22 protein-coding genes and 1 other annotated feature are annotated in these 26409 nt (G+C 27.1%); of the genes, 4 read left to right on the top strand and 18 right to left on the bottom strand.

What is annotated here, in order from left to right; translation table 11 throughout:
• Positions 1-38: 38 nt before the first annotated feature.
• Positions 39-959 carry a hypothetical protein gene (locus CLTHE_RS14510; protein WP_080024082.1) on the top strand — a complete coding sequence of 307 codons (921 nt, stop codon included), beginning with the start codon at positions 39-41 and terminating at the stop codon, positions 957-959.
• Positions 960-1084: 125 nt separating this feature from the next.
• On the opposite strand, the gene CLTHE_RS14505 is transcribed toward CLTHE_RS14510, so the two are convergent.
• From CLTHE_RS14505 to CLTHE_RS14450, 13 genes are all read right to left on the bottom strand, one after another.
• On the bottom strand, positions 1085-1618 hold the full coding sequence (locus CLTHE_RS14505; RefSeq protein WP_080024081.1) for a hypothetical protein: 534 nt from the start codon (positions 1616-1618) through the stop codon (positions 1085-1087).
• Positions 1619-1786: 168 nt separating this feature from the next.
• Complete coding sequence (locus CLTHE_RS14500) at positions 1787-2050, bottom strand: hypothetical protein (protein ID WP_242945659.1); 264 nt, start codon at positions 2048-2050, stop codon at positions 1787-1789.
• A gap of 23 nt (positions 2051-2073) precedes the next feature.
• The gene (locus CLTHE_RS14495) at positions 2074-2559 is read right to left on the bottom strand and encodes a hypothetical protein (RefSeq protein ID WP_080024080.1); all 486 of its coding nucleotides are present in this window, start codon (positions 2557-2559) and stop codon (positions 2074-2076) included.
• Between the two features lie 138 nt (positions 2560-2697).
• Positions 2698-3294, bottom strand: a complete 597-nt coding sequence (gene yihA, locus CLTHE_RS14490) for a ribosome biogenesis GTP-binding protein YihA/YsxC (protein ID WP_080024079.1) — start codon at positions 3292-3294, stop codon at positions 2698-2700.
• Positions 3294-5609: an endopeptidase La gene (gene lon / locus CLTHE_RS14485; protein WP_080024078.1), complete on the bottom strand. Its 2316-nt coding sequence runs from the start codon at positions 5607-5609 to the stop codon at positions 3294-3296. Before lon ends, yihA begins: the two co-directional genes overlap by 1 nt.
• 141 nt (positions 5610-5750) lie before the next feature.
• Positions 5751-7025, bottom strand: a complete 1275-nt coding sequence (gene clpX, locus CLTHE_RS14480; RefSeq protein WP_080024077.1) for an ATP-dependent Clp protease ATP-binding subunit ClpX — start codon at positions 7023-7025, stop codon at positions 5751-5753.
• Positions 7026-7050: 25 nt separating this feature from the next.
• Positions 7051-7644, bottom strand: a complete 594-nt coding sequence (clpP, locus tag CLTHE_RS14475; RefSeq protein ID WP_002597000.1) for an ATP-dependent Clp endopeptidase proteolytic subunit ClpP — start codon at positions 7642-7644, stop codon at positions 7051-7053.
• Positions 7645-7799: 155 nt separating this feature from the next.
• Positions 7800-9089, bottom strand: a complete 1290-nt coding sequence (tig, locus tag CLTHE_RS14470; protein ID WP_080024076.1) for a trigger factor — start codon at positions 9087-9089, stop codon at positions 7800-7802.
• A gap of 105 nt (positions 9090-9194) precedes the next feature.
• Positions 9195-10019 carry a hypothetical protein gene (locus CLTHE_RS14465; protein WP_080024075.1) on the bottom strand — a complete coding sequence of 275 codons (825 nt, stop codon included), beginning with the start codon at positions 10017-10019 and terminating at the stop codon, positions 9195-9197.
• A gap of 23 nt (positions 10020-10042) precedes the next feature.
• Positions 10043-10186 (bottom strand): hypothetical protein, encoded by a 144-nt coding sequence (locus CLTHE_RS16925; RefSeq protein WP_002596997.1) that lies wholly within the window; start codon positions 10184-10186, stop codon positions 10043-10045.
• Positions 10187-10486: 300 nt separating this feature from the next.
• Positions 10487-11758, bottom strand: a complete 1272-nt coding sequence (locus tag CLTHE_RS14460; protein WP_080024074.1) for a murein hydrolase activator EnvC family protein — start codon at positions 11756-11758, stop codon at positions 10487-10489.
• Between the two features lie 27 nt (positions 11759-11785).
• Positions 11786-13039: a TcaA 3rd/4th domain-containing protein gene (locus CLTHE_RS14455; RefSeq protein WP_080024073.1), complete on the bottom strand. Its 1254-nt coding sequence runs from the start codon at positions 13037-13039 to the stop codon at positions 11786-11788.
• A gap of 133 nt (positions 13040-13172) precedes the next feature.
• Positions 13173-13514 carry a hypothetical protein gene (locus tag CLTHE_RS14450; RefSeq protein ID WP_080024072.1) on the bottom strand — a complete coding sequence of 114 codons (342 nt, stop codon included), beginning with the start codon at positions 13512-13514 and terminating at the stop codon, positions 13173-13175.
• Between the two features lie 100 nt (positions 13515-13614).
• Between CLTHE_RS14450 and CLTHE_RS14445 the strand changes: the two genes are divergently transcribed.
• Positions 13615-14382 (top strand): histidinol-phosphatase HisJ family protein, encoded by a 768-nt coding sequence (locus tag CLTHE_RS14445; RefSeq protein ID WP_080024071.1) that lies wholly within the window; start codon positions 13615-13617, stop codon positions 14380-14382.
• 33 nt (positions 14383-14415) lie between these two features.
• Here the strand turns inward: CLTHE_RS14445 and CLTHE_RS14440 are convergent, their stop codons facing one another.
• The gene (locus CLTHE_RS14440) at positions 14416-15609 is read right to left on the bottom strand and encodes an alanyl-tRNA editing protein (RefSeq protein WP_080024070.1); all 1194 of its coding nucleotides are present in this window, start codon (positions 15607-15609) and stop codon (positions 14416-14418) included.
• Positions 15610-15708: 99 nt separating this feature from the next.
• Complete coding sequence (cax, locus tag CLTHE_RS14435; RefSeq protein ID WP_080024069.1) at positions 15709-16767, bottom strand: calcium/proton exchanger; 1059 nt, start codon at positions 16765-16767, stop codon at positions 15709-15711.
• 373 nt (positions 16768-17140) lie between these two features.
• Positions 17141-17369: a binding site (T-box leader), on the top strand.
• A gap of 463 nt (positions 17370-17832) precedes the next feature.
• Between cax and tyrS the strand changes: the two genes are divergently transcribed.
• Together tyrS and CLTHE_RS14425 are read left to right on the top strand one after the other, a co-directional pair.
• Entirely contained in the window at positions 17833-19059 is a 1227-nt protein-coding gene (gene tyrS / locus CLTHE_RS14430; RefSeq protein ID WP_080024068.1) for a tyrosine--tRNA ligase, read from the top strand.
• Between the two features lie 301 nt (positions 19060-19360).
• On the top strand, positions 19361-20272 hold the full coding sequence (locus CLTHE_RS14425) for an AEC family transporter (protein WP_080024067.1): 912 nt from the start codon (positions 19361-19363) through the stop codon (positions 20270-20272).
• A 34-nt stretch (positions 20273-20306) separates the two neighbouring features.
• On the opposite strand, the gene tdc (CLTHE_RS14420) is transcribed toward CLTHE_RS14425, so the two are convergent.
• The 3 genes from tdc (CLTHE_RS14420) to tdc (CLTHE_RS14410) all read right to left on the bottom strand — a co-directional run bounded on the left by tdc (CLTHE_RS14420) (position 20307) and on the right by tdc (CLTHE_RS14410) (position 25734).
• Positions 20307-22184 (bottom strand): tyrosine decarboxylase, encoded by a 1878-nt coding sequence (gene tdc, locus CLTHE_RS14420; protein ID WP_080024066.1) that lies wholly within the window; start codon positions 22182-22184, stop codon positions 20307-20309.
• Positions 22185-22283: 99 nt separating this feature from the next.
• The gene (tyrP, locus tag CLTHE_RS14415; RefSeq protein ID WP_080024065.1) at positions 22284-23705 is read right to left on the bottom strand and encodes a tyrosine-tyramine antiporter; all 1422 of its coding nucleotides are present in this window, start codon (positions 23703-23705) and stop codon (positions 22284-22286) included.
• A gap of 181 nt (positions 23706-23886) precedes the next feature.
• Entirely contained in the window at positions 23887-25734 is a 1848-nt protein-coding gene (gene tdc / locus CLTHE_RS14410) for a tyrosine decarboxylase (protein WP_080024064.1), read from the bottom strand.
• Between the last annotated feature and the right edge of the window lie 675 nt (positions 25735-26409).

Here is a 26409-nt window from a genome sequence, read left to right on the forward strand (position 1 = left end):
TATTCTTTTTCATATACTTTATTATGGGAGGGATATTAATGAAATTTAATAAATTAAAATATTTTAAATACTTACTTATATTATTAGTAGTAATTCTTTGTTTTACTCTTTTTATTTTTTTTATTAACTCAAAAAAAACTATTAGTACTTATTCTTCAGTAGATATTAACAAAAAACATTTAATTGATTTAACTGGTGATGGAGTAAATGAAACTATAGAAGTAATCCAAGCTGATAATTCTTATGACGTTAAAATAACAACTCAAAAATCAACAATTCTTCTAAGCTCTCTTTTAGATGACAATTTCCTTTGCTCTAATGGAGAAGGTAATATATTTAAACTTAGATTTATAAATATCTCTAGAGATAATAAACCTGAAATATTAATTCAAGGTATCAAAAATAATTCAACTATTAATTATCTTTTTTCTTATAACAATAATTTTGAATTAACATTACAAAACTCCAATAATGTTTGCGGTGTTATTGATTCTAATTTAAATAAAACACCTCAATTTATTTCACTAAATTATAATAAAAATAAAGAAAATCTAAGATCTAATATGATTATAAATAATGAATTAATTAATTCTACTAGAGATTCATTAGTAGTCCCTGGAATTGATAGTATTATTCCTCTTATAAACTATATAAACCTTGATGTTGAAGTAGAAAGTCACCCTGATGTATTTACTGATTCAATTTCTTCTAAGGATTTATCTAATCTTTGGAAGCTTGATAAAAGCAATTTTTCTTATAAACTAATTGATTGCTTTTTCTTTGATACTGAAATAGATGATAATGGAGACATAACAGAATGTAATTATACTCTATATTTTAATAGAAAAAATTTAAAAGATAACACTATAGAACCTTTTAATGTAGAAGTTACTTTAAATAAAGATTATTATAATAATCTAAGAATCTCAAACATGAATTTCATTTTTAATAAAAAATAAAAAGGCCGCTTTTGCGGCCTTAAAAGGGGGATGGGGGATAACTATACTAACTTAATAATATAGTTTATAAAAGATTTTTTCTTTTACAATAATATTATTTACCATTAATATTATTTTTATTCATTTTAATTTAAATCCCCAAATGCCCCATTTACATATAAATAAATAGCTTTATCTATAAATTTAATTCTCTCTTTACTAACTATCTTTCTTAATGATAATAACATTTGGATATTAGGATCATCTTCATCTACATTATAATCCTTCTTTTCATTATGTTTAATATTATTTTCATTATTTGCTCCACTAAATCCTTCATTATTAATGTTAGTGTTATTATTCATATTATTATTTACAGTGTTATTCATATTATTATTCATTAAATTATTTAATAATTTCATTGGATCCATATTTCCAAAATTATTTTGGTTATTAATATTATTATCCATTCCATTATGAATATTTCCATTAAAGTTATCCATGTTTATACCATTTTGATTAAACGAATTCATCATAGTATTAAATTTATTCTTATCTATATTTCCCAGCATTCCCATTAAACTATTCATGTCCAAGCCAAAAGGATTATTCATTTGCCCTTGTGAATCTTCTAAATAATCATCTTCATTTCTATTTCTATGCTTTCTCTTACTGCCCATATTAACCTCCAATTATAATTTCTCTTTACATTATATGTATAAAATATATTTTTGTTATTATTTTTATGCATTTTTTTTGGAGGGCTATAAAAGCCCTCCAACAACTATCAATTCATATATTAAATTGATTAATTTGTTTAGATTTCATCAAATAAAGGAATTAAGAGATTACCATCCCCATCCATTTCCTCCGCAACCACAAGCGATTATTATTAAAAATAACCAGCAAAACCAGTTGTTGTTTCCATTATTACAGCAATTTGAATTATTTCCAAATCCATTGTTTCCGCATCCACAGCAAGCAATTATTAAGACTAATATTATCCAAATTCCCCAGTTATCATTTTGACAACTTCCACCATTATTCCAATTAGGCATTATAACTGTACTTCCGCTTGAGCAGCAGCATCTTCTTCTTCTTCTTCTTGACATAATTTATTCCTCCATACTATTTATTAGCAAAATGAATTACATGAATTTCCATTGAAACCAGATCCACAGCAACATATTAATATTAATATTATCCATACAAACCAGCTATTTCCGCAGCCAAATCCATCTCCGAAGCCACCCCAGCCCCAGTTGTTATTCATCATTCCATTATTCATCATTCCAAAGCAAGGATCTACTGGAACATAGAATGTTTCTTTACATTTTTTAAATTTAGGTTTTTCGCAGCAACAATCACAGCAACAGCAGCAATCACAACAACAATTATTTCTACGTCCACCTCTATTATTTCCGTTACAACCCCATAATAATATTATCAATATAAACCAAATAAAGTTGTTATTGCATCCATTATTACCAAAGTTATTACATCCGTTATTGCAACCATCATTACATCCATCATTATTATGATGATTATTATTGCAATCACATGAATTTGAATCATCACAATCTGATTCGTTAAATCCATTTAAAATATCATTAATTTCCATAAACAAAATCCTCCTACATTTTTAAGTTTTTTTTGTTTTTTTGTTGTTTATACTATATTGTATGAACTGCTATTATTTTTGACACAAAACTAAATAAAAAGGACTGAGAAATTTTTAATTTCTCAGTCCAATATAAATTTAATCTAAATCCGTTGCTAAATCTTCAAATAAATTATTTATTAATTCATCTTTTCCTTTTTTATTTAAAGATGAGAAGAAATATAATTTATCTTCTTTTTGTAGCTTTAAGGTTTCTCTTATAACTTTTTCACTTTTTCTTAATTGGTTATTTGAAAGCTTATCGCTTTTAGTTGCAACAACAATAACATCATATCCATAATGAAGAATCCATTCATGCATCATTATATCATCAGCAGTTGGCTTATGTCTTGAATCTACTAAAAGAACAACTCTCTTAAGCTCTTCTCTACCTGCAAGATAATCCTCTATTGTTTTTCCCCAACTTTCTTTTTCAGCTTTAGACACTTTAGCGTATCCATATCCAGGTAAATCTACAAGATAAAAATCATTATTAATTAAAAAGAAGTTAATTAATTTTGTTTTTCCTGGTGTCTGACTAACCTTTGCTAATTTTTTTCTATTAGTAAGAGCATTTATTATAGAACTTTTACCAACATTTGATCTACCTACAAAAGCAATTTCAACTCTTTCATCAGTAGGATATTGAGGTTTCCTAACAGCTGATATTATAAATTCTGATTGTTTTATTCTCATTATTTATTCACTCCAATTATCGAATTTTCTAAAACAGTATCAACATGACTTGCAGTTATTATGTTTAAGCTGTCTTTAACTGAATCAGGTATCTTATCTATATCTTTTTCATTTTCTTTAGGAATTATTATAGTGTCTATTCCAAATCTAGAAGCTGCAAGAGCTTTCTCTTTAAGTCCACCTATTGGTAAAACTCTACCTGTTAAAGTTACTTCTCCTGTCATAGCTATATTATGTTTAACTTTTTTTTCTGAAAGTGCTGATACTAATGCTGTTACCATTGTTACTCCAGCTGAAGGACCATCTTTTGGCACTGCTCCTTCTGGAACATGAATATGAACATCTTTCTTTTTATAGAATTCTACATCTATTCCATACTTTTTAGCATTTGCTCTAACATAAGTAAATGCAGCTTTTGCAGATTCTTGCATAACATCTCCAAGTTTTCCTGTTAGCTGAAGCTTACCTGTACCTTCCATAACCATAGCTTCTACAGGTAAAGTATCTCCACCATAAGCAGTCCAAGCCATTCCAGTAACTACCCCAACTTTATCCTCTTTATCCATTGTTTCTAATGAATAAAATCTTTTTCCTAAAAGTTCTTCTGCTTTTTTACTATTTACTGTTATAGACTTATTGCCTTTCTTAAGCATTTCTGTTAATGCTTTTCTAATTAATGAACCTAATGCTCTATTTAATCCTCTGACACCTGATTCTCTAGTATATCCTTCTATAACTAATCTTATAGCATCATCAGATATTTTAACTATTTTATTTGTTACATTATGTTCTTTTAATTGCTTATTAACTAAATACTTTTTAGCTATATTGAATTTTTCTTCATAAGTATATCCAGATACCTCTATTATCTCCATTCTATCTAGTAGTGGTCTTGGTATAGTATCTAAGCTATTTGCTGTAGCTATAAATAATACTTTTGAAAGATCCATAGGAACTTCTAAATAGTTATCTCTAAATGTATTATTTTGCTCTGAATCTAAAACTTCTAGTAAAGCATCAGATGGCTCACCTTTATAACTTGAACTTATCTTATCTATTTCATCTAAAAGTATTACTGGATTCATGCTTTTAGCACCTTTAAGTGCATATGCTATTCTTCCTGGCATTGCTCCAACATAAGTCTTTCTATGACCTCTTATTTCAGATTCATCTCTCATACCACCTAATGCAATTCTTGAATATTTTCTATTCATAGATTCTGCAATCGACTTAACAATAGATGTCTTACCAACTCCAGGAGGTCCTACAAGACATAATATAGGTCCTTTCATATCTCCACTTATTTGTTTTACTGCTAAAAATTCTATTATTCTATCTTTTACATCTTTAAGTCCAAAATGATCTCTATTAATAATTTCTTCTGCAAAATTAATGTCTATATTCTCTTCTGTAGATATTTCCCAAGGAATATCTAAAATCCATTCAATATATGTTTTAGCTACATTACTTTCTGAAGAATTTGAGCTCATTGATTTTAATCTCTTAACTTCATATAAAGCTTTTTCTTTAACTTCTTTTGGTAAATTTCTATTTTGTATTTGCTCTTCTAATTTAGATATTTCTGATTCTTCATCATCTTCACCAAGCTCTTCTTGTATAGCTTTTATTTGCTCTCTTAAAAAATACTCTTTTTGACTTTTATCAGCTTTATCTTTAACAGTTTTTCCTATTTTCTTTTGAAGTTTTATAATAGATATTTCTTCATCTATTATAAATAATAATTTTTTTATCTTCTTTTTTAAGTCAGTTATTTCTAAAAGACTTAATCTATCTGCTTCTTTTGTAGCAACAATTCCAGAAATTATATCTGATAGTCTCCAAGGATCATTGTCCATTTCTACTCCTTTAATCATTTCTGGGTTTGTATCACCTATAACTTTCATATATGATATAAAAGATTTTTTAAGGCTTCTTAAATACGCATCTATTTCTACATCATCTATTACTTCTTCTTTAATTCTCTCTACTTCTACTTCTAAATAACTTTTTTTATTCTTAAATTTTAATATTTTTCCTTTTTCTTTTCCCTCAATAAGAACTCTAAAAACATCATTTGGTAATTTAACAATTTGCTTTATATTTGCTATTGTTCCTATTTTATTTACATCGCTCTTCTTAGGTTCATCTATTTCTAAATCTTTTTGTGGTGCTAAAAATATATCTCCATCTGCTTTCATTGCCACTTCAATAGCTTCTTTTGATTTTTCTCTCCCCACATCAAAATGAATAACCATATTAGGAAAAATAGTTAATCCTCTAAGAGGAATTAAAGGAAGTACTCTATTATTTTCCATTTTCATCTTCCTCCGAACTTCTTCTAAATTATATTTATACTTATTTAGTATAACATAAGTAACTTATTTTTCAATCTTTATAAAAATCCAATATTTAAATATTAAAAAAACTCATCTTTGAATTACAAAGATGAGTTTTTATTATTCTTCTATTTTAGGACTTTCTAATAAATTTTCGTTAGAATTTCCTCTAATTATTTCTGGATCTTTTTTAGAAGTTATACATTCTTCATTTATTATAACTTCACTAACAGTTTCATCAGATGGAACTTCAAACATAATTTCCATCATAACTTCTTCTATTATGGCTCTTAATCCTCTTGCTCCAGTTTTTCTCTTAATTGCTTCTTTAGCAATAGCTCTTAAAGATTCATCTTTAAATACTAAGTTAATATTGTCTAAATCAAATAACTTTTTGTATTGTTTTACGAGAGCATTTTTAGGTTCAGATAATATTTTAACTAATGCCTCTTCATCTAATGATTCAAGAGTAACTACTATTGGAAGTCTTCCTACAAATTCAGGAATTAATCCGAATTTAAGTAAATCTCCAGGCATTATATCTTTTAATAATACACCTAAATCTTTTTCTTGTTTAGATTGTATAGTTGCTCCAAACCCAATTCCACTTTTCTCTGTTCTTTTTTCGATGATCTTATCTATACCATCAAAAGCTCCTCCACAGATAAATAGGATATTTGTTGTATTAATTTGTAAAAGCTCTTGATGTGGATGTTTTCTTCCACCTTGTGGTGGAACTGAAGCTACTGTTCCTTCAAGAATTTTTAATAAAGCTTGTTGAACTCCTTCACCTGATACATCTCTAGTTATTGATGGATTTTCTGATTTTCTAGTAATCTTATCAATCTCATCAATATATATTATACCTCTTTCGGCTTTTTCAATATCATAATCTGCATTTTGTATAAGTTTTAAAAGTATATTTTCAACATCTTCTCCAACATATCCTGCTTCTGTTAATGTAGTAGCATCAGCCATAGCAAAAGGTACATTTAATATTTTTGCTAAGGTTTGAGCTAAAAGTGTCTTACCAGAACCAGTTGGACCTAATAATAAAACATTACTTTTTTGAAGTTCTACCTCATTATCTATACCTTGTTTTGAATTTATTCTTTTATAATGATTATAAACTGCTACAGATAAAGATTTCTTTGCGCTATCTTGACCTACAACATAATCATCTAAATATTTCTTTATTTCAGCAGGTTTTGGTAATTTTTCAAGTACTACACCTGATTTCTTTTCCACTATTTCTTCTTCTATGATTTCTGAACATAACTCTATACATTCATCACAAATGTACACTCCAGGCCCAGCAATTAGTCTTTTAACCTGCTCTTGACTTTTACCACAGAAAGAACACTTTAGTTGTTTTTTATCTTCATACTTAGCCATAAATTCACCTCACTAAAGTATACTACTATTTTTCAATTTCATTGTTTTGAATTACCTTGTCAATTAATCCATATTCCATAGCTTCATCAGCTTCTAGGAAGTAATCTCTTTCAACATCAGCCTTTATTTTTTCTAAAGGTTGATTTGTATTTTCGCTTAAAATCTTATTTAATTTATCTTTTATTTTTAATATTCTTTTAGCGTGTATATCTATATCTGTTGCTTGCCCTTGGAATCCACCTAAAGGTTGATGAATCATTATTTCAGCATTTGGAAGAGCAAATCTCTTTCCTTTTTTTCCTGAAGTAAGTAAGAATGCTCCCATTGAAGCAGCCATCCCTATACATATAGTGCAAACATCTGGCTTAATATAATTCATTGTATCATATATAGCCATTCCTGAAGTTATTGATCCACCTGGACTATTTATATATATATATATGTCTTTATCTGGATCTTCACTTTCTAAGAATAAAAGTTGTGCTACTACTAAATTTGAAGTAACATCATTTATTTCTCCATTTATCATTATTATTCTATCTTTTAATAATCTTGAAAAAATGTCGTAACTTCTTTCACCTCTATTAGTTTGTTCTACGACCATTGGTACTAAACTCATATTTTTCCCCTCCTTAAAATGTAACATTTATTAGTATTAACAAAATATTTGAATATTAATCTTAAGTATCTTATTAATTTTTATTTTAAATAATTGCCAGAAAATAAAATTTCTCTGGCAATTATATAAGTTACATATTTATTTATATTTTATAATTATTTGCAGTTATCTTCTAATAATTTAATTACTTTTACAACTACAACTTCTTTTTCAATCATAGCTTTTTGAGCTGTAGCTAACATTTTAGCCATATCTTCTACTTTGTCTTCTGAAGTATACATTTTAGCTAATTCTAAAGCTTTTTCATTAACTTCTTCTTCTGTTGCTTTTATATCTTCAGCTTTAGCTAAAGCTTCGATTACTAATTCACCTTTAACTTTCTTTTCAGCATTTTCTTTCATGTATGATCTCATTTTTTCTGTATCATTTCCAGTGAATTGCATATATTGATCAAGAGTTAATCCTTGATATTTTAATCTATTTTCTAGATCTGCTACCATAGCATCTATTTCTTTTTCTATCATTACAGCTGGAACATCCATTTTTGAATTTTCAATAACAGCTGTTACTAAAGCATCTTCAAATTCTCTTTTTGCTTTTTCTTCATTAGCTGCAGTTAATTTTTCTCTCATATCTGCTTTTAAAGCTTCTAAAGTTTCAAATTCTGAAACTTCTGATGCAAATTCATCATCTATAGCTGGTAATTCTTTAACTTTAATTTCTTTTACAGTTACTTCGAATTTAGCTTCTTTTCCATTTAATTCTTCTTTTCCATAGTTTTCTGGGAAAGTAACAACAACATCTTTGCTATCATTAACTTTCATTCCAACTAATTGTTCTTCAAAGTTTCCAATGAATGATCCTGAACCAATTTCTAATGGATAATCATGTCCTTCTCCACCTTCAAATGCAACATCTCCGATAAATCCTTTGAAGTCTATAACAGCTATATCTCCGTTTTCAACAACAGATCCTTCTGCTTTAACTTCTACTCTAGCGCTCTTTTCTTGCATTCCTTTAAGTTGGTTTTCTATTTCTTCTTCTGAAACTTCGTATACAGGTTTTTTAATATCTAATCCCTTGTATTCTCCTAATTCTATTTCAGGATATACAGTTACTGTAGCTGTATAAACTAATTCTTTTCCTTCACCAACTTCTAATACATCTATTGATGGGAAGTCAACTGGTCTTATATTATTTTCATCTATTACTGATGGGTATGTTTCACTTATTACTGTATTTACAGCATCGTCAAAAAGAACTTCTAATCCGTAGAATTTCTTAACCATTGCCATAGATACTTTTCCTTTTCTGAATCCTGGTATGTTAAATTTATTTCTGTTTTTATTGAATGCTTTATTTAAAGCAGCAGTAAATTTTTCTGCCTCTACTCTTACTTCAAATTTTACAACGTTAGCTTCTATTTTTTCCATTTTAGCTTCCATCTTATTTATTCCTCCTAAAATAGTTCTTATTCACATTTATTAACTAGGATATTATAACACAGTTTAGACCCTATTATCAAACTTTATTGTTACTTACTTCCTATTTTATTCTTTAAAAAGCTTTCCCTGATTATCTAAAATATATTCCACATTTCCAACTTTTACATTAATATTATTTTTACCTTCATTAGCACCTAGTATTTCTAAGTCATTAGATGCTGAATTCCATATAGCTTTATAAGTAGAATTTTTTATATTATATATCCATAAATATTTATTCTTCGCTGATGCACCAAAATAAGGAAGATTGCTTATATATACTATAGTATCATCATCTATGAAAGTTGGATTTACTCCCCATAAATAATTAACTCCAGAGTTTTTTTCTTTTTGTATCATAGCATCCTTTGGATATTTATCTCCTCTTCTTGAAACATATTCTGCCTTAGTTATATTCTTAACTTCACCATTTATATTTACTAAAAACATATTTTGATTTTCATCTTCTACTACAGCTTCTTTTTTATTTGGAGATATATTACTATAAAAACCTTTTGTTTCTATATTTAAAAATGTTTTATTTCCGTCTTGTTCTTGAACTTTAAATTTAACAACCTCATTATCTAAAAGCTTAAACTCTAAATTTGAATCTACTGGAGCAGACGGTTTTTGTTCTTCTACAGTGTTTTTAGCTTCTTCTTTTTGAGTTTGATTATTTTTAACTGGTTGATGTTCATTTGAAACAGAATCATTATTAGCCCATGCTTGAAGATTATTGACAATTTGGTTAAAATCCATACCTTTTAGCTTAAACTGATAAAATAGACCTAAAGCAATAAATATGACTACTATTATGCTTATTAAAATTTTCAATCTTCTTTTTTTCATTTTTTTCTCGTAGTCTTTACTAAATATACTCGGCTTAGCCAAATTTGTTCCCTCCCAATTAATATTTATTTTCTATTTTTGCAACATCCAGAACATACTTTAATTCCTAAAGCTCTTTTTTCTTCATCTGTTAACTTAGCTTCATTTTTTGTATATTCTTCATATTCCATTGTATCTTTTAAAAGTGTATCTTTTTCTAAATGTATCATAATAATTTCTCCTTTAATCTTACCATATTTTTATTTTCAAATAAATTTTGTTTATTTTTGAACATGCAGTTAATATTTATTTATAATCTTTTAAACTTCATTTACATAATGTATAATTTTAATTAGATATAAAATTCTATTTTTTATCCACTAAATAGAATTTAACAAAAATCTAACCTTTATACATTATTTGTATAAATTTTAAAACCTGTACTTTTTAAGTATAGGTTTTTCTCTTATAAATAAAATTAACATATAACTATATCACAATTCAAGCAATATAATTATATGTTATATGTTTTAACTAATATAGTTCATAGGATTAGTATGTCTTCCATTTATTCTAACTTCAAAATGTAAGTGAGGCCCTGTACTCATACCAGTACTTCCAACTTTAGCAATAGCTTGTCCTCTTTGTACTTTCTGTCCATTTGACACAAGTAAACTACTTGAATGTGCATAAAGAGTTTGAACTCCTCCACCATGATCAATTACAATAGTTTGTCCATAACCACTCATCCATCCTGAATATACTACAGTTCCACTATTAGCTGCCATTGTAGTTGCTCCATAAGGTGCTGCAAAATCAGTTCCAGTATGAAATCCATTTGGATTTCCTGTAACAGGATGTTTTCTCGGACCATAATTACTTGATATATCATATCCACTTGGTCTAATAAATCCACTAGAAGATGGAGCAATTCCGCCTTGATTTCCTATATTATCAAATATCCCATCAATTTTTTGTTGAAGCTCTTTATTAAAGTCCATTAAATCTCCTATTTGATTTTCAATTGACTTTTCTTTATTTTCCAATTTACTTAAAATATCTCTTTTTTCATTTTCTATCTTTTCTAAGTCCTCTACTTGCGCTTGCCATTTATTTCTTTCAACTATAGCCTTATCTTGAAGCTTTTGTTCTTCTGCTCTGCTTTCTTCAACTCTATTTTTATCTTCTTCAACCTTTGTTCTATTTTCTATAATTGACTTTTTTTCATTTTCTAATTGAACATTTAATTCTTGTATTTCTGTTATAAGTTGTTTGTCTGTTTTTAATATTTTATCTATGTTAAACAATGTTGAGAAGAAATCTCCAATACTTTCACTTGAGAAAAGCATATGTAAAAATTGTGCTTGGAAGTCCATTTTATAATAACTACTTAATCTTTCTCCTAAAATTTGTTCTCTTTTCGCTTTTTCTTCTTCATTCTGCTGTATATCAGCTTCTGTTTTATCTATTTGTCTTTGCATTTCTGCCATTCTATTTTCTAAAGCATTTATTTCACTTGTTATTGAGTCTATCTTTTTTTGATATTCATCTACAACACTTTGATATTTGTCAAGATTTTTAGTCATTTCTTCAATTTCTTTCATAACTTTTGAAAGTTTTTGAACTTCTTCATCTTTTTCATTCTTTAAATCTTCTTTTTCCTTTTCAAGCTCATTAATTTTTTCTTTATTAGCATTAATTTGGTTTTGTGATTTTGTATCAGCAGATGCCACTACATCACCTATAAGTGGTGTAGTAATAGCAACAGCTAATAACATAGTACAAAGCCTTTTTTTATTCATAAATTTAAATCCCCCTTAAATTAATTTCTAAAGTGAAAAATTTTCTACATTGTTAACAATCCATTTTCCATCTTTATAAATTACATTTGTAAAAAACTTTTTATTTTCTTTTGTATTTGAAATCCCTATTATTCCAAATATATTTTTACTTATAGTATAATTTACATCACATACTACAGTTCCTTTATACATACCATTCTCATAAGTAAAATTACTTTTTTCTTTGTCAATAGTTAAATTATCTAATTTATAATCATTTTTTAAGAATACATAATTTTTTTCTAATATAGAGTAAATTTTATTTTTTGCATCATCTGAAGCCCCTGTGATACTATCTTTACTTTCATTATTTAATGCTGTAAAAACACTTGAATAAAACCCTTGTATAACACTATCTACTTCAGACCACAGAGCATCATTTGCCATATTAAGAGTTAAGTTTACCTCTGAATTATTTTCTAATTGGACTTTAGGTCCTTCAACTTTTCCCCAAGGAAATTGTTTTTCTATACTTAAAGATACACTTCCATCTACTGGCATAGGTCCAATATCTTTAAATTGTTCTACAGTTTTACCTGAACTAACTCCATTTATTAATACAGTGGCGTCTTTATATGGAGATTTTACTGTTACTGTATCTCCTCTTAAATCTAAATTTATATTTGTATTGTCTACTACTGCTATTTCTCCAGTTTCCTTTATTAAGCCATATTTGCTATCAACAGTACCTTCTAAAGTATATTCACCTGGAATTAAATTTTTAACTACTTTTCCTTGTTCAATTTGTTGTCCATCTAAAGTTATATTTGTGTTACTTAAATTAGAATTTACTTTTAAATCAAAAGTCTTAAGATCTATATAGTAGTTATCTCCTAAAAATCCTTTTTCTTTTTTAAGCTCCATAATTTTTGATGTACCATTATTTTTTACTAAGTCTACAAATTCACTTACTTTATCACTTCTATTTTGAAAATATTTTGCTAGTGGCTTTAATTCATTTCCTGTTGCTTTTTTACCATTAACTTTTATTATGCTATTTAAAGTTCTAACATTTCCATCTTCTAAACCTACTTGAAGTTTATTTAAAACTTGTTGACTATTATTTTTAGGTGTTCCTAAAAAATATCCAAAACATAAACATAAAATCAATACTATTGGAATTAAAATCTTCTTATATTTACTTCCAAATTCTAATAATTTTAATTTATTAGGATATTTCAAAAGTTTTGTATATTCAGCAGTTTTATCTCTCAATTTATCTAAATCCACATTTTTTTTCATTTTATACACAACCTTTTATTAATATAATATATTAATTATTAATTTAAAATCAATATTTTTAATCTTTTCTTAATAACTTTGAATTTATATATATTTTAATAATGGGTATGATAAAATCATACCCATTAATTTATTACTCTAATATGTCAATTAGCCATTTTCCACAGTCTACACATTTAAATATTCTTATTACAAATAGATCTAATTTATTTTCTGCTAATACATTTTTATATTTATCAACTTCTTCTTTAGTCACAAACTCATCATTTTCATCTATATATCCATGAATTTGTATAAAATAGTTATTTCTGCTTTTATTACAACATTCATTATCATCTGCTGTAACTATTTTTTCGTATTCTAAATAACTTGCGAAATCTTGAATTATATAAATAATATCCTCATAATCTTCAATGTTATCTATAAAATCTTCTTCATAAAAAACAAGATCTTTAATTTTAAAAAGTTCTTTCATATTCTTTCCTCCAGTATAAGTATACTTTATCTTTACTTAATATATTCATATAATACTATGCTATAATATAAAAAACAATTTTTATTTAAGGAGACAAACAATGATTTTTGATACTCATATTCATACTGAATTATCATCTGATAGCCAAATGAAACTTTCTTCTATAATAGAAAAATCTAAAGAATTAAAAATTGGAGTAATATTGACTGATCATTTAGACTTAAACTACCATATAAAAAATGAATTTAGAGTTGATTTAGATAAATTCTTTGAAAAATACTCAAGCTATAGAAATGATAATTTACTTCTAGGTGTTGAAATTGGATTAAGTTCAAGTATTGTAAAAGAAAATACTGAAAAAACAAATAAATATCCATTTGATTATATTATAGGTTCTGTTCATTCTGTTGATGATGAAGATATCTATTTAACTTATTCTAAAAAAGGATTAAATAGAGAAGATTATTTTAAAAATTATTTAAATGCAGTTATTCAATATATTACTGAGTTTAATAATTTTGATTCTTTAGGCCATATTGACTATCCTTGTCGTTATTGTAATTATGAAAATAATAATTTAAGTGTATCTGAACATGGAGAATATTTAAAACAAATTTTTTCTATTTTAATTAAAAACGGACAAGCTTTAGAAATAAACACTAGAAGATTACATTTAGAGGATGTTTATAAAGCTACTTTAGATATTTATGAGCTTTATGCTAAATGTGGTGGAAAATATGTTACATTAGGATCTGATGCTCATACTGATGATGCTATTGGCGCAGACTTTAATATTGCTTTAGAAATTTGCAAAAAACTTTCTTTGAAACCAGTCTATTTTAAAAATAGAAAAATGATATTAATGTAATTAAAAAGGTCTTTAGTAAAACTAAAGACCTTTTTAATTATTTTTTATTTTTTTAATTGCATATTCTAAGGCATTTTCTATATTATTATTGTTCTTTCCTCCGCCTTGAGCTAGAAATTTACTTCCTCCGCCTCTACCATCAATTAGAGTTATAGAATCTTTTAATAAACTTCCCATATCAATATCATTATCTTTAGAGGATGCAAATATAAGATTTGCCTTCTCTCCATTAGTTATCCCAACTAATGATATTGTTTTTTCTATAGAACATATTTTTTCTATAACTTTATTTATATTTTTAATATTTCCGTTTTCATATACTTTTTTAAATACTTTTATCCCATTTATTAATTCACATTTACTTAAAATTTCTTTTACTTCATAATCACTTGTTTTTTCTAAAAGTTCTCTATTTTGATTATTTAGATTTTTTATATCTTCTTTTAAATTTTCAATTCCTTTTATAACTTCGTCCTCACTGCAACTTAAATAATTACAAACTTTTTTTGAAAAATTGTCTTTGATTATATAATCATTTATAGCTCTTCTTCCTGCTAAATATTCAATTCTAGTATTCCCTTTATGACCTTCAGCTCTCTTTAGCTTTATACATTGAAGCTCTATTGTTCTACTAGGATGAACTCCACAACATGCATTTATATCCAAATCTTCTATTTTTACAACTCTTATTTTTTCATCTGTTTTAGGTAAATCTCTTCTAAGTCCTAACTTCTTTAATTCTCTTTTTTCTGGAAATAAAAATTCAACTTTTAGATTCTTAAAAATATTTTCATTTGCATAAGCTTCTGCTTTTCTTATTTGTTCTTCTGTTAATTTTCCTACTATATCTATAGTACTAATCTCTTTTCCTAAATGTATACCAGCAGTATTTTGATTAAATAACTTAAAAAAGCATCCTGACAAAAGATGCTGAGCTAAGTGTTGCTGCATATAGTCAAATCTTCTATCCCAATTAATTTCACATTTTAGTCTATGTTTTTTTAATATTTCTTTTTCTACTACGTGATATATCTCTCCATCTTTTTCATATACTTCTAATACTTCAACACCTTCTATAGTTCCTATATCATGTGGTTGCCCTCCTCCACCTGGGAAAAATGCTGTCTTATCTAATGTTATATGATATTTATCTTCTTTTTTTTCTATACCAGTCACTTCTGCAAAGAAATCTTTTATATAGCCATCAATATAATATAATTTTTCCATTTAATCACGTCACTTTCTTTAATCTTTTATAAAAAGTATAACAAAAAGGAATTATATAAAAAAGCATTAGCTTTTTATATAATTCCTTTATTTCTCTTATTACACTATAAAAAATGCTGCTGCAACTATTATATATACAGCTAAAAGTTGTACTCCTTCAAGCCAATTTGATTCTCCATCACTTGCCACTCTATTAGCTATAAAAACTGATGCTATAAGTGCCACTAATTCAAATTCATTAAATATTATACTCATAGGAGAAAATAGTAAACTTAAAAATATTAAAATTGGTGCAACAAAAAGTACTATTTGTAAACTTGATCCTATTGCAATTTCTACCGCAACATCCATTTTATTTTTTATTGCCATAATAACTGCTGTACTATGTTCTGCTGCATTACCTATTATAGGAATTATTATTATTCCTACAAAGAATTCACTAAGACCTAAAGCATGCGTCATAGGTTCTACAGCACCTACTAAAATTTCTGATTCTACTGCAATAACAACTGTGGCTAAAAGCAAAACAAAAATAGATTTCCACATACTCCATCCTTTTTCTACTTTATGATTAGAATTACCTCCAATTTCTTCTATCGCATATATATCTTTATGTGTAAAAAATGAAAAAATCAAACTTAATATGTATATTACAATCATTATTATTCCAACTAAAATACTTAATCCTTCATACCTTGTATTTAAAAGATTTATATCCATAGTATGTGTGAATATTGCAGGAATTGTTAATCCAATTACAGAAAATAACAACATACTGGAGCTAACTTCAATAATATTTTTATTAAACTTTTGAGTTTTATGTTTTATTCCACCAGCGAGAATACTAAGACCTAATACAAGCAAAACATTTCCTATAACTGAACCTGCTATAGAAGATTTTACAACTTCAAATAATCCTTTTTTAAGTGCAAAAAATGATATTATAAGCTCTGTAGCATTTCCAAAAGTTGCATTTATAAATCCTCCTAATTTTGGCCCTGTATAAATTGAAATAGCTTCTGTAGCCTCTCCCATAAGTCCTGCTAATGGAATTATTGCCAAAGCTGCTAAAATAAATATTACAGTTTCATTAAAATTAAAAAACTTAGCTATTATACTTATTGGAACAAATATTAATAGAACTCTTAAAAATTTCATTATCATACCTCTTTTCCATAATCGAATAAAAATATATTTATTTTTAAAGCAAATAAATTATTTATTATATTTTAAGTTTTAATTTATTTTAACTAAAAATTTTTTTACTTTTACGCTCATATATTTAAAAATATATTATTTAGTATTCTTTTTTTTATTAATTTTTATTCTATGTGAACCTTTTTATTAAGAAATAATAAATTTTAAAAAACTCTTTGGAAACCCTGTATTTGTAATATTTTAGAAGTATTTTTCTTTTTTAATATTTTAAATTTATTAATATACATTCAAAATTTTTAGTATTGACTATTATTTTTTTCAGATATATAATAAGCACATGCAGTACAATTACTGCAGTTGCAAAAGATAATTAATAAAGACAATGATAAGAGCAAGTAGAAGTATCTAAGCTTAACAGAAAGTTGCCGGATGATGAGAGGCGCAAGGACATTTACTTTGAATACGTCTTGGAGTCATGCATTGAAAGTTAATTTTTAATTAGTAGGTGTTATCGGATAAGCTTCGTTAAAGCTATTAAGGTTACATATAAATTTTATGTAATAAATTAAGGTGGTACCGCGTGATATAATCTCGTCCTTTGTTATAGGATGAGTTTTTTTTATACGCAAAAACTCTTATTATAATTATTTTTTGTAAATCTTACTCATTTAATTAAATTTTATACATGGTTGGGTGTAAAGCAAAAAAAGCCTACAAAAATAACTTTTTGAAGACCTTTCAAATAAAACTAATCATTCAGGAATAACCTCGGAAATTATTCGTGAATAACATCTTTCTCACTCAGGTTAGTTGAACATATTTTCTTCATTAAGATTTTGCTTAAATTAGTCCTTAATATTTGTATATAAATCAAATCACCCAACCTAGTATAGAAAAATATTTGCAAGAATTCCTACAACATTGCAAATACTAATTCTAAATGAAGAAATTTAATAACATTTTTATATAACTCTATTATATTTCTTTATTTAAACAAGGTCAACTATATTAAGTAAGATAGGACTAAAATTAAAATTTTATTTAAATTATAATGGAGGAAAAATTATGACAAACGTATTAGACACACTAAAAGAACGTGGATACATTAAACAATTCACACATGAAAATGAAACTAGAGAATTATTGGGTAAAGAGAAAATAACATTCTACATTGGATTTGATCCAACTGCTGATAGCTTACATGTTGGTCATTTCATAGCATTAATGTTTATGGCTCATATGCAAAAAGCTGGTCATAGACCTATTGTATTAATAGGTGGTGGTACTGTTACTATTGGAGATCCAAGTGGAAAAACTGATATGAGAAAAATGCTTACTGATGAACAAATTCATCACAATGTTGAATCAATAAAATCACAAATGTCAAGATTTATTGATTTCTCAGATGATAAAGCAATATTAGTAAATAATGCCGATTGGCTTAGAGGATTAAACTACATTGATTTCTTAAGAGAAGTTGGTGGACATTTTACAGTAAATAAAATGTTAGCTGCTGAATGTTTTAAAAGAAGATTTGAAGCTGATAGAGGTCTATCATTCTTAGAATTTAACTACATGTTAATGCAAGCTTATGATTTCTTAGTTTTAAATGAAAAGTTCGGATGTAAAATGGAATTAGGTGGAGACGACCAATGGTCAAATATGATTGCTGGTGTTGACTTAGTTAGAAAGAAAAAATCTAAGAGTGTATACGCTATGACTTGTAGTCTTTTAACAAACAGCGAAGGTGAAAAAATGGGTAAAACAGTTGGTGGAGCTTTATGGCTTGACCCTGAAAAAGTATCTCCTTTTGAATTCTTCCAATACTGGAGAAACATTGATGATGCTGACGTTGAAAAATGCTTAAAATTATTAACATTCGTTGAAATGGATGAAATCAGAGCATTATGTGATGTTGAAGGTGCAGAAATAAATAAAGCTAAACAAAGATTAGCATTTGAAGTTACTAAATTAGTTCACGGTGAAGAAGAAGCACAAAAAGCTGCTAAAGCTGCTGAAGCTCTATTCAATGGTGGAGTTGATTTAGAAAATGTTCCAACTATTGAGCTTTCAGAAGATAAACTTGGAACTAGCTTAATAGATTTATTAGTAGAATTTAAAGTTCTTCCTTCAAAATCCGAAGCTAGAAGATTACTACAACAAAACGGTTTATCATTAAACAATGAAAAAGTTACTGATGTTTCAGCTACTTTAAATAAAGAACATTTTGCAGAAGGATTTGCAATGATCAAAAAAGGTAAAAAAGGATTTACAAAAGTTGTTATAAAATAATTAAAATAAATTAATTAACCAAATTAAAATTAATTAACCAAATTAAAATTAATCAACCAAATTAAAATTAATCAACCAAATTAAAATTAATCAATCAAATTAAAATTAATCAACCAAAACAAATTTAATCAACCAAATTAGAAATCTTGTTAATTAATATAATGACTTTTAAAATTATAATCTATACTACTACAAATATACGAATTAAAACCTATCTATTAAATTAGATAGGTTTTTTATTTATTTAAAGTTAATTCATATCTTCCATATATAATTGTATAAGTAAAAGAGGTGATTTATATTGAATTTTACTATTATAAAAGAAGTTTTTATATTATTTTTAATTATGCTTGTAGGAATTTTTGTTAGAAAAAAAAATATAATTTCTGAAGAAAGCATTGGATCTATGTCAAACTTTTTAATTAAAGTTTCACTTCCCTTTTTAATACTATCTTCATTTAATTATAAAATAACACATTCAGTTATTCATAATGCAATATTAATATTTATTTTCTCAACTATAATACACATTTTCCTTTATATATTAAGTAAACTTTTAGCATTAAAATTACCTAAAGAAAATAAAGCAATTTGTGTATTCTCCAATTTATTTTCAAACTCTGGTTTTATGGGATATCCTATAATGGCTGGACTTTATGGAAAATTAGGTGTTTTTTATACTGCGATTTATGGAATCCCTTATTGTATATTCCTATTTAGTATTGGAATAATATTATTTAATAAAGAAGAAAATAATAAATTAAAAATTATTAAAAACATAGTTTTTAGTCCAGGTATTATTGCTACTTTAATAGGAATTATTCTTATCATTTTCAATTTAGAACTTCCTTCACCTATACAATTAACTCTTAGTTACATAGGAAATATGACTACTCCACTATCAATGATAATTGTTGGAGCTATGTTAAGTTCTATAAATTTAAAGGAAATGTTTAAAGAAAAGCTTCTATATTATATAAGTTTTACAAAACTTATATTAATACCAATACTAATTTTCTTTTTAACTACAATTTTAGGTGCAACACCATTTATAAGAAGTATATGTGTATTATTAGAAGCATTACCTGTTGCAGTTGTATGTTCAGTTTTTGCAAGTAGTTTTAAAGTAAAACCTGAATTTGCTGCTCAATGTGTTTTTATTACAACTATTTTTTCTATTATAACAATACCTATAATAATGAATATAGTATAAAAAGGTATCAAGAAAATCTTGATACCTTTTTATTTTATTTATTTATTTTTTTGTCATTATATATCTTTTGTAATTTATCTTGAATTGCTTTTTCTATTTTTTCCATATACTCTGCAAATACTTTTTTATCATTTAAGAAAGGTGAAAGTACACAAGCTCTTAGCACTGTTACTTTTTGTACTTTATCCCACTCTTCTCTTGAAATTCCTATATTATTAACATATCCAAATGGACTATCACCATAATCTGGAACAGCAAAATCTGTATGAGAAGTAATAAAATCATTGCTGTATAATCCACCTCTAACATATGATGCTTCTTCATAGAAATCATGATTTAATTCATTCATTTTTTCTAAGTCTGTGTTTCCTACTTCATTAAATGCAAAATCAACCATATTAAAGTCTGGTCTTATAAGAGTATGTAATATTATTTCTTTGCCATCAACAACAAACTTCTTATCACTTAAATATTCATATAAATTCATTGCTCCTTCAATAGAAGCTCCTATAAGTCTACCATATCCTGTAATATTAAGTGGTAAAGTTCTATGTGCTGCCCAAACTCCAGCTGCAGTTGCTCCAGCTTTTGATCCTTCAAGCATAAATGCTCCAAGTAATGCTGGAATATCCATTCCTTTTTCAAATACATATGTTGCAAAATAAGAAATTGAATCTCTCATTCTCTTATCTTTAATTACTATTCCACCTGCTGAATATGGAATATATCCCATCTTATGAGGGTCAATAGTAACTGTATCCGCTTCACTTATAGCTTTAAATGCTTCATAAGTGTCATCTTCAGGCCATTTTGTATTTGGATCTAAAATAACTCCATGCTCTTTATATTTTTCTTGAAGTTTATCTTTTGGAATAAAACTAAAGTCTTCATCTAAGAATATTGATCTTGCATATCCTCCATAAGCAGCATCTATATGTACATAGAAATGAATTCCTTCTTTTGCAAGTCTATCTCTAACTTCAATTATTTTATGAATATCATCAACAGCACCTTCTTCTGTTGAACCAACAACTCCTACAACTCCAAATACAGGAATTTTTTGTGCTGCAAATTCTCTTATTTTCTTTTCTAGAAGCTCAGTATCCATTCTGAATTTTTCATTTACTTCTATAGCTTCTACATTTTCAAGACCAACTCCAATAATATCAGCTGCTTTAAGCCATGAATAATGTTTAGTTTGTGGAATTATCCACTTACCTAATTTAGCTATTTTTTCAACACCTTCTCTTGCTGAATGTTCTTTTAATTCATCAAGTTTATCAGGCACTTTTTCAACTAAATCTAATATTTCTTTAACTGACATATTTAAAAGTTGCCATTCATCTTTTCCTTCTACTAATTCAGGAGCAACTTCTTTCATAGCAAGTGGTAATGATTTAATATTTCTTGCATACCAAATCGCTTCAAGGTTAGCAATTGAACCATCTGCACAAATATGTCCCCAACCAATATCATCTTGATATCCCATTAATTTTGCAAAATCTTCTCCAACTTCTTCTTCCATTTGTGAAGTTCCTGGTGAAGATTCATATGCAACGTTATTTCCATTATATAACATAGCCCCAAAATATCCTAATATTGCTGGCATAAGTGTTTCTGAGTTCATATGACCTAAGAATCTTGGGGAATGCCATGGAAGTGATTGTGATCTAAGTCTTATAGATAATTCTTTAAGAACATCTTCCATTCTATCAACAGATTCTTGGAAATCTTCTGTTCTTTTTTCTCTTCTATTTATTATTTCTTTATCTTCTGGATGATAATTTTTTCTCCATTCACTATGATCTTCAAACATCATTTTAAGATATTTTTCAAATGTATTTTTATTTTCAGATTTAGGTCCTAAAAAGACTGCTTTAAGATTTAAATCCTCATTTGTTTTATCATTCATATTTTTACTCCTTTATTTATAACAAATTATCTTTAATTCAAAACTAAAATTTATTAACTTCTATATTTAATATTTTTTTAGAATAAATTAATCAAATTTTTAATGTCTATGATGATCATTCTTTTTCCAGCTTTCTTTTTTAACAGCATAAATTATAAATGGTATTATAAAGAATACAACTGATGCAATTACTTGGAATGCAATATATCCTGGACCTTCACCTGGTCCTAATATTGATGGTGGTATTAAACTTGCAATTATAGTTAATAAAATACCAACTAAAGCAAGAATAGCTACAAACCACATTGTTCCCATTCCACCTAATCTAAATGGTCTTTCTAATTCAGGCTTACTATATCTTAATTTTATTATTGAGAATATCATTAATACATATGCCAAACAATAAAGTATTGTTGTTGTGATTGTGATTATTAGGAATGCGCTATTAACATTTGGTACTACTACATATACAAAAGCTATAATTGAAATTATTATTGCTTGTAAAATTACAAATGTAATAGGAACTCCTTTTCTATTCCTCTTTTGGAATACTGGTGGTAATAATCCTTCTTCTGCAACTTTAATCATTGCTTTTGAAGGTCCAAGTACCCAAGCACTTAATTGTGCAAGTATTCCTATTGTTATCATCCATCCAATTATATTTACAAAAATTGATGGCATACCTAATCCCTCAAAATAAATTGCGAAAGGTTGTAATATGTTAGATAATTGCATTTCTCCATTTGGAACAGCATTTGACATTGTTAAACCTGTTACTAAATTTAATATAATGATTATTACTAATGTAAATATAACTGCTATAGGATAATTTCTCTTTGGATTATCAATATTATTTGCATGAACTGAAGAAATTTCTATTCCTGCAAATATGAATATAACTCCTGAGAAATAAGTTAATGTTCCTGCACTATTAAAATCCGGGAACATTTTTCTAAATTCAAATCCTCCAGCTAAGTATCCTCTTGGGTTTATTCCGAATTTAGCTAAATAAGCTAACCCTAAAATTATAAGAAGAATAAAAGGAATATATACTCCTATTATTGCTCCCCAATTACCAACAACTTTAACCATGTCATATCTTAAGTTAAGAAGAGTAACTAGCCAATATGCAATTAGAATACAAATAAATACAAATAAATTATTTTGTGAAAGTGATGGCATTCCTATAGCATATCCTAACATAACTCCTATTGTTGATGAAATCATAACCATTCCGAAAAACATTTGAACCCATAAAAGCCATGATGTTACAAATCCAAATTTTTCTCCAAAAGCTTCCTTAACCCAAACTTGAGGTCCTCCCTCTTTTGGATATGCAGTTGCAAGTTCAGCTGCAATTAAAGCTATTGGGATGGCGAATAAAATAACTGCTCCAATTAAATAAGAAATCTGTGACCAACCTGTTATTGCTAAGGTAGGAACACTTCTTACAGTTCCAAAAAAAGCCATTGTAATTCCTACTAATTGAACCAAGCTAAGCTTCTTTTCTTCACTTCCCATAAAGATCCTTCCTTTCTTAAGTAATAAATTAATCTACTTTGTCGATTATTGTAGATTTACTTCATTAAAAGTATTCTCTTTTCAAACCTTATTTATACAAGACTAATTTTTACAATAAAGGAATAAAAGCATAAAAAAAATTGCTAGTACATAAGTACTAGCAATTTATATCATTCAGAAATTATTTTCTGTTGTATATTCTTTCTAATTTTCTTTGAATAGCTGCATCTACTTTTTCCATGTATTCATCAAATGTAGCTAAATCGTTTATGAATGGTGAAAGTACACAAGCTCTTAATACAGTAACTTTTTGTTCTTTATCCCATTCAGCTCTTGAGAATCCAAGTCTTTCAACATATGAGAATGGGCTATTTCCATACTCAGGAACTGCAAAGTCAGTGTGTGAAGTTATGAAGTCATTATCATATAATCCACCATTTACATATGAAGCTTCTTCATAGAAGTCATGGTTTAATTTATTCATAACTTTTAAGTCAGTGTTTCCTTCTTCATTGAATGAGAAGTCTAACATGTTGAAGTCTGGTTGAACTAATGTGTGAAGTATAACTTTCTTACCATTAACCATGAATTCTTTGTTTTCGAAGTGTTTGTGTAAGTTCCAAGCACCTTCGATACCAGCTCCTATTAATTTTCCGTATCCAGTAATGTTTAGTGGAACTGTTCTGTGAGCTGTCCAAACTGATGCAGCAGTAGCTCCAGCTTTTGATCCTTCAAGCATGAATGCTCCAAGTAATGCAGGAATATCCATTCCTTTTTCAAATACGTAAGTAGCGAAGTATGAAATTACTTCTCTCATTCTTGTATCTTTTATAACTATTCCACCAGCTGAGTAAGGGATGTATCCCATTTTGTGTGGGTCAATAGTTACAGTTTCAGCTTCACTTATAGCTTTGAAAGCTTGGTAAGTATCATCTGATGGCCATTGAGTTTCTTCATTTAAGAATACTCCATGTTCCATGTATTTAGCATGTAATTTATCTTGAGGTATGAAATCATAGTTTTCATCTAAGAATATTGATCTAGCATATCCCCCGTATGCAGCATCAATGTGTACATAGAAGTATATTCCTTCTTTAGCTAATTTATCTCTTAAAGCTATGATTTTGTGTATATCGTCAACAGCACCTTCTTCAGTTGATCCAACAACACCAACAACCCCTAAAGTAGGAATTCCTTGTTCAGCATTAGCTCTGATTTTAGCTTCTAAAAGCTCAACATCCATTCTGAATAATTCATTAACATCTACTTCTTCAACATTTTCAGTTCCTAAACCGATTATATCAGCAGCTTTTAACCATGAGTAGTGTTTAGTTCTTGGTACAAACCATTTACCTAATTTAGCAATTTTTTGTCCGCATCCTCTTGCTGATTTTTCTTTTATTAAATCGAAATCTTTAGCTTTGTCAGCTAAGTCTAAGATTTCTTCTGTTGACATATTTAATAATTCCCATTCAGTTTTTCCTTCAACTAATTCTGGAGCAACTTCTTGCATTGCAAGTGGTAATGATTTTATGTTTCTAGCATACCAAATAGCTTCTAAGTTAGCAATTGATCCGTCTGCACAGATATGTCCCCAACCATTTTTGTATCCCATTAATTGAGCAAAATCAGCTCCTACTTCTTCTTCCATTTCTGAAGTACCTGGTGATGATTCATAAGCAACGTTATTTCCATTGTATAACATTGCAGCAAAGTATCCTAATATTGCTGGCATTAAAGTTTCTGAGTTCATGTGTCCTAAGAATCTTGGTGAATGCCATGGTAATGATTTTGATCTTAATTTTATTGATAATTGAGTTAATACATCCTCAACTTTTTCTGAAGTCATAGCAAAATCTTCTGCTTTGAAATCATCTCTTTTTATTATTGGTTGATCTTCTGGGTGATAGTTCTTTCTCCACTCACTGTGATCTTCAAATAATCTGTTAAGGTGTTTTGTATAAACATCTTTATTTTCTGATTTTGGCCCTAAGAATAAGGCTTTTAAGTTTACATCTCTCTCACTCATCGTTAGTACATCTCCTTAAACTTCTATAATATGACCATTTAAAATAGTTTTTATTAAGCCTACAACAACTTCAAAACTCCATTTTAAATTACCATATATCCAATTTTAAATATTATATATATAAATTAATTTAAGCATTAGCTACAAATTAATTTTTATCTGATTTGCTTGCTAACATTTCGTATTAATACAAAGCTTAACTTCACTACAAATTATAGCTTGTATTAATACTTCATAATGTTAACCTGATTCTTATAAATTTATCTTATATAGTCCTTATAAAACAAATTTATAAGAATAAAAATTTTAGATTAATAAATCTTTAAATAATTCCTAGTAAATAAATTTTCTTTTTCAATTAAATGTTTTAATTTCAAAAGTTTTCTTTTACTCAATAATTAATTTTCTTCACTATTTATTAAAAATAATTTCTTATTCTCTATAGCCCGTAGATAATATTCAATTATTTTTAAAACTTTTTAAGTTCATTTGTTGGACGAACCTTATACACTTATAATATTCCTTTTAATTTTTTTGTCAAATAAATTTGTTCAAATTCCAAAAAAACATACACTTTTTATTAATTATTTGTTCATATTAGTATAAATTTATTAATATATAAATTATTACATATTTCGTAATTTTTATATTTAGGACACTAATTAGAAATATTTT

This window comes from Clostridium thermobutyricum DSM 4928 (genome assembly GCF_002050515.1).
Taxonomy (GTDB): domain Bacteria; phylum Bacillota; class Clostridia; order Clostridiales; family Clostridiaceae; genus Clostridium; species Clostridium thermobutyricum.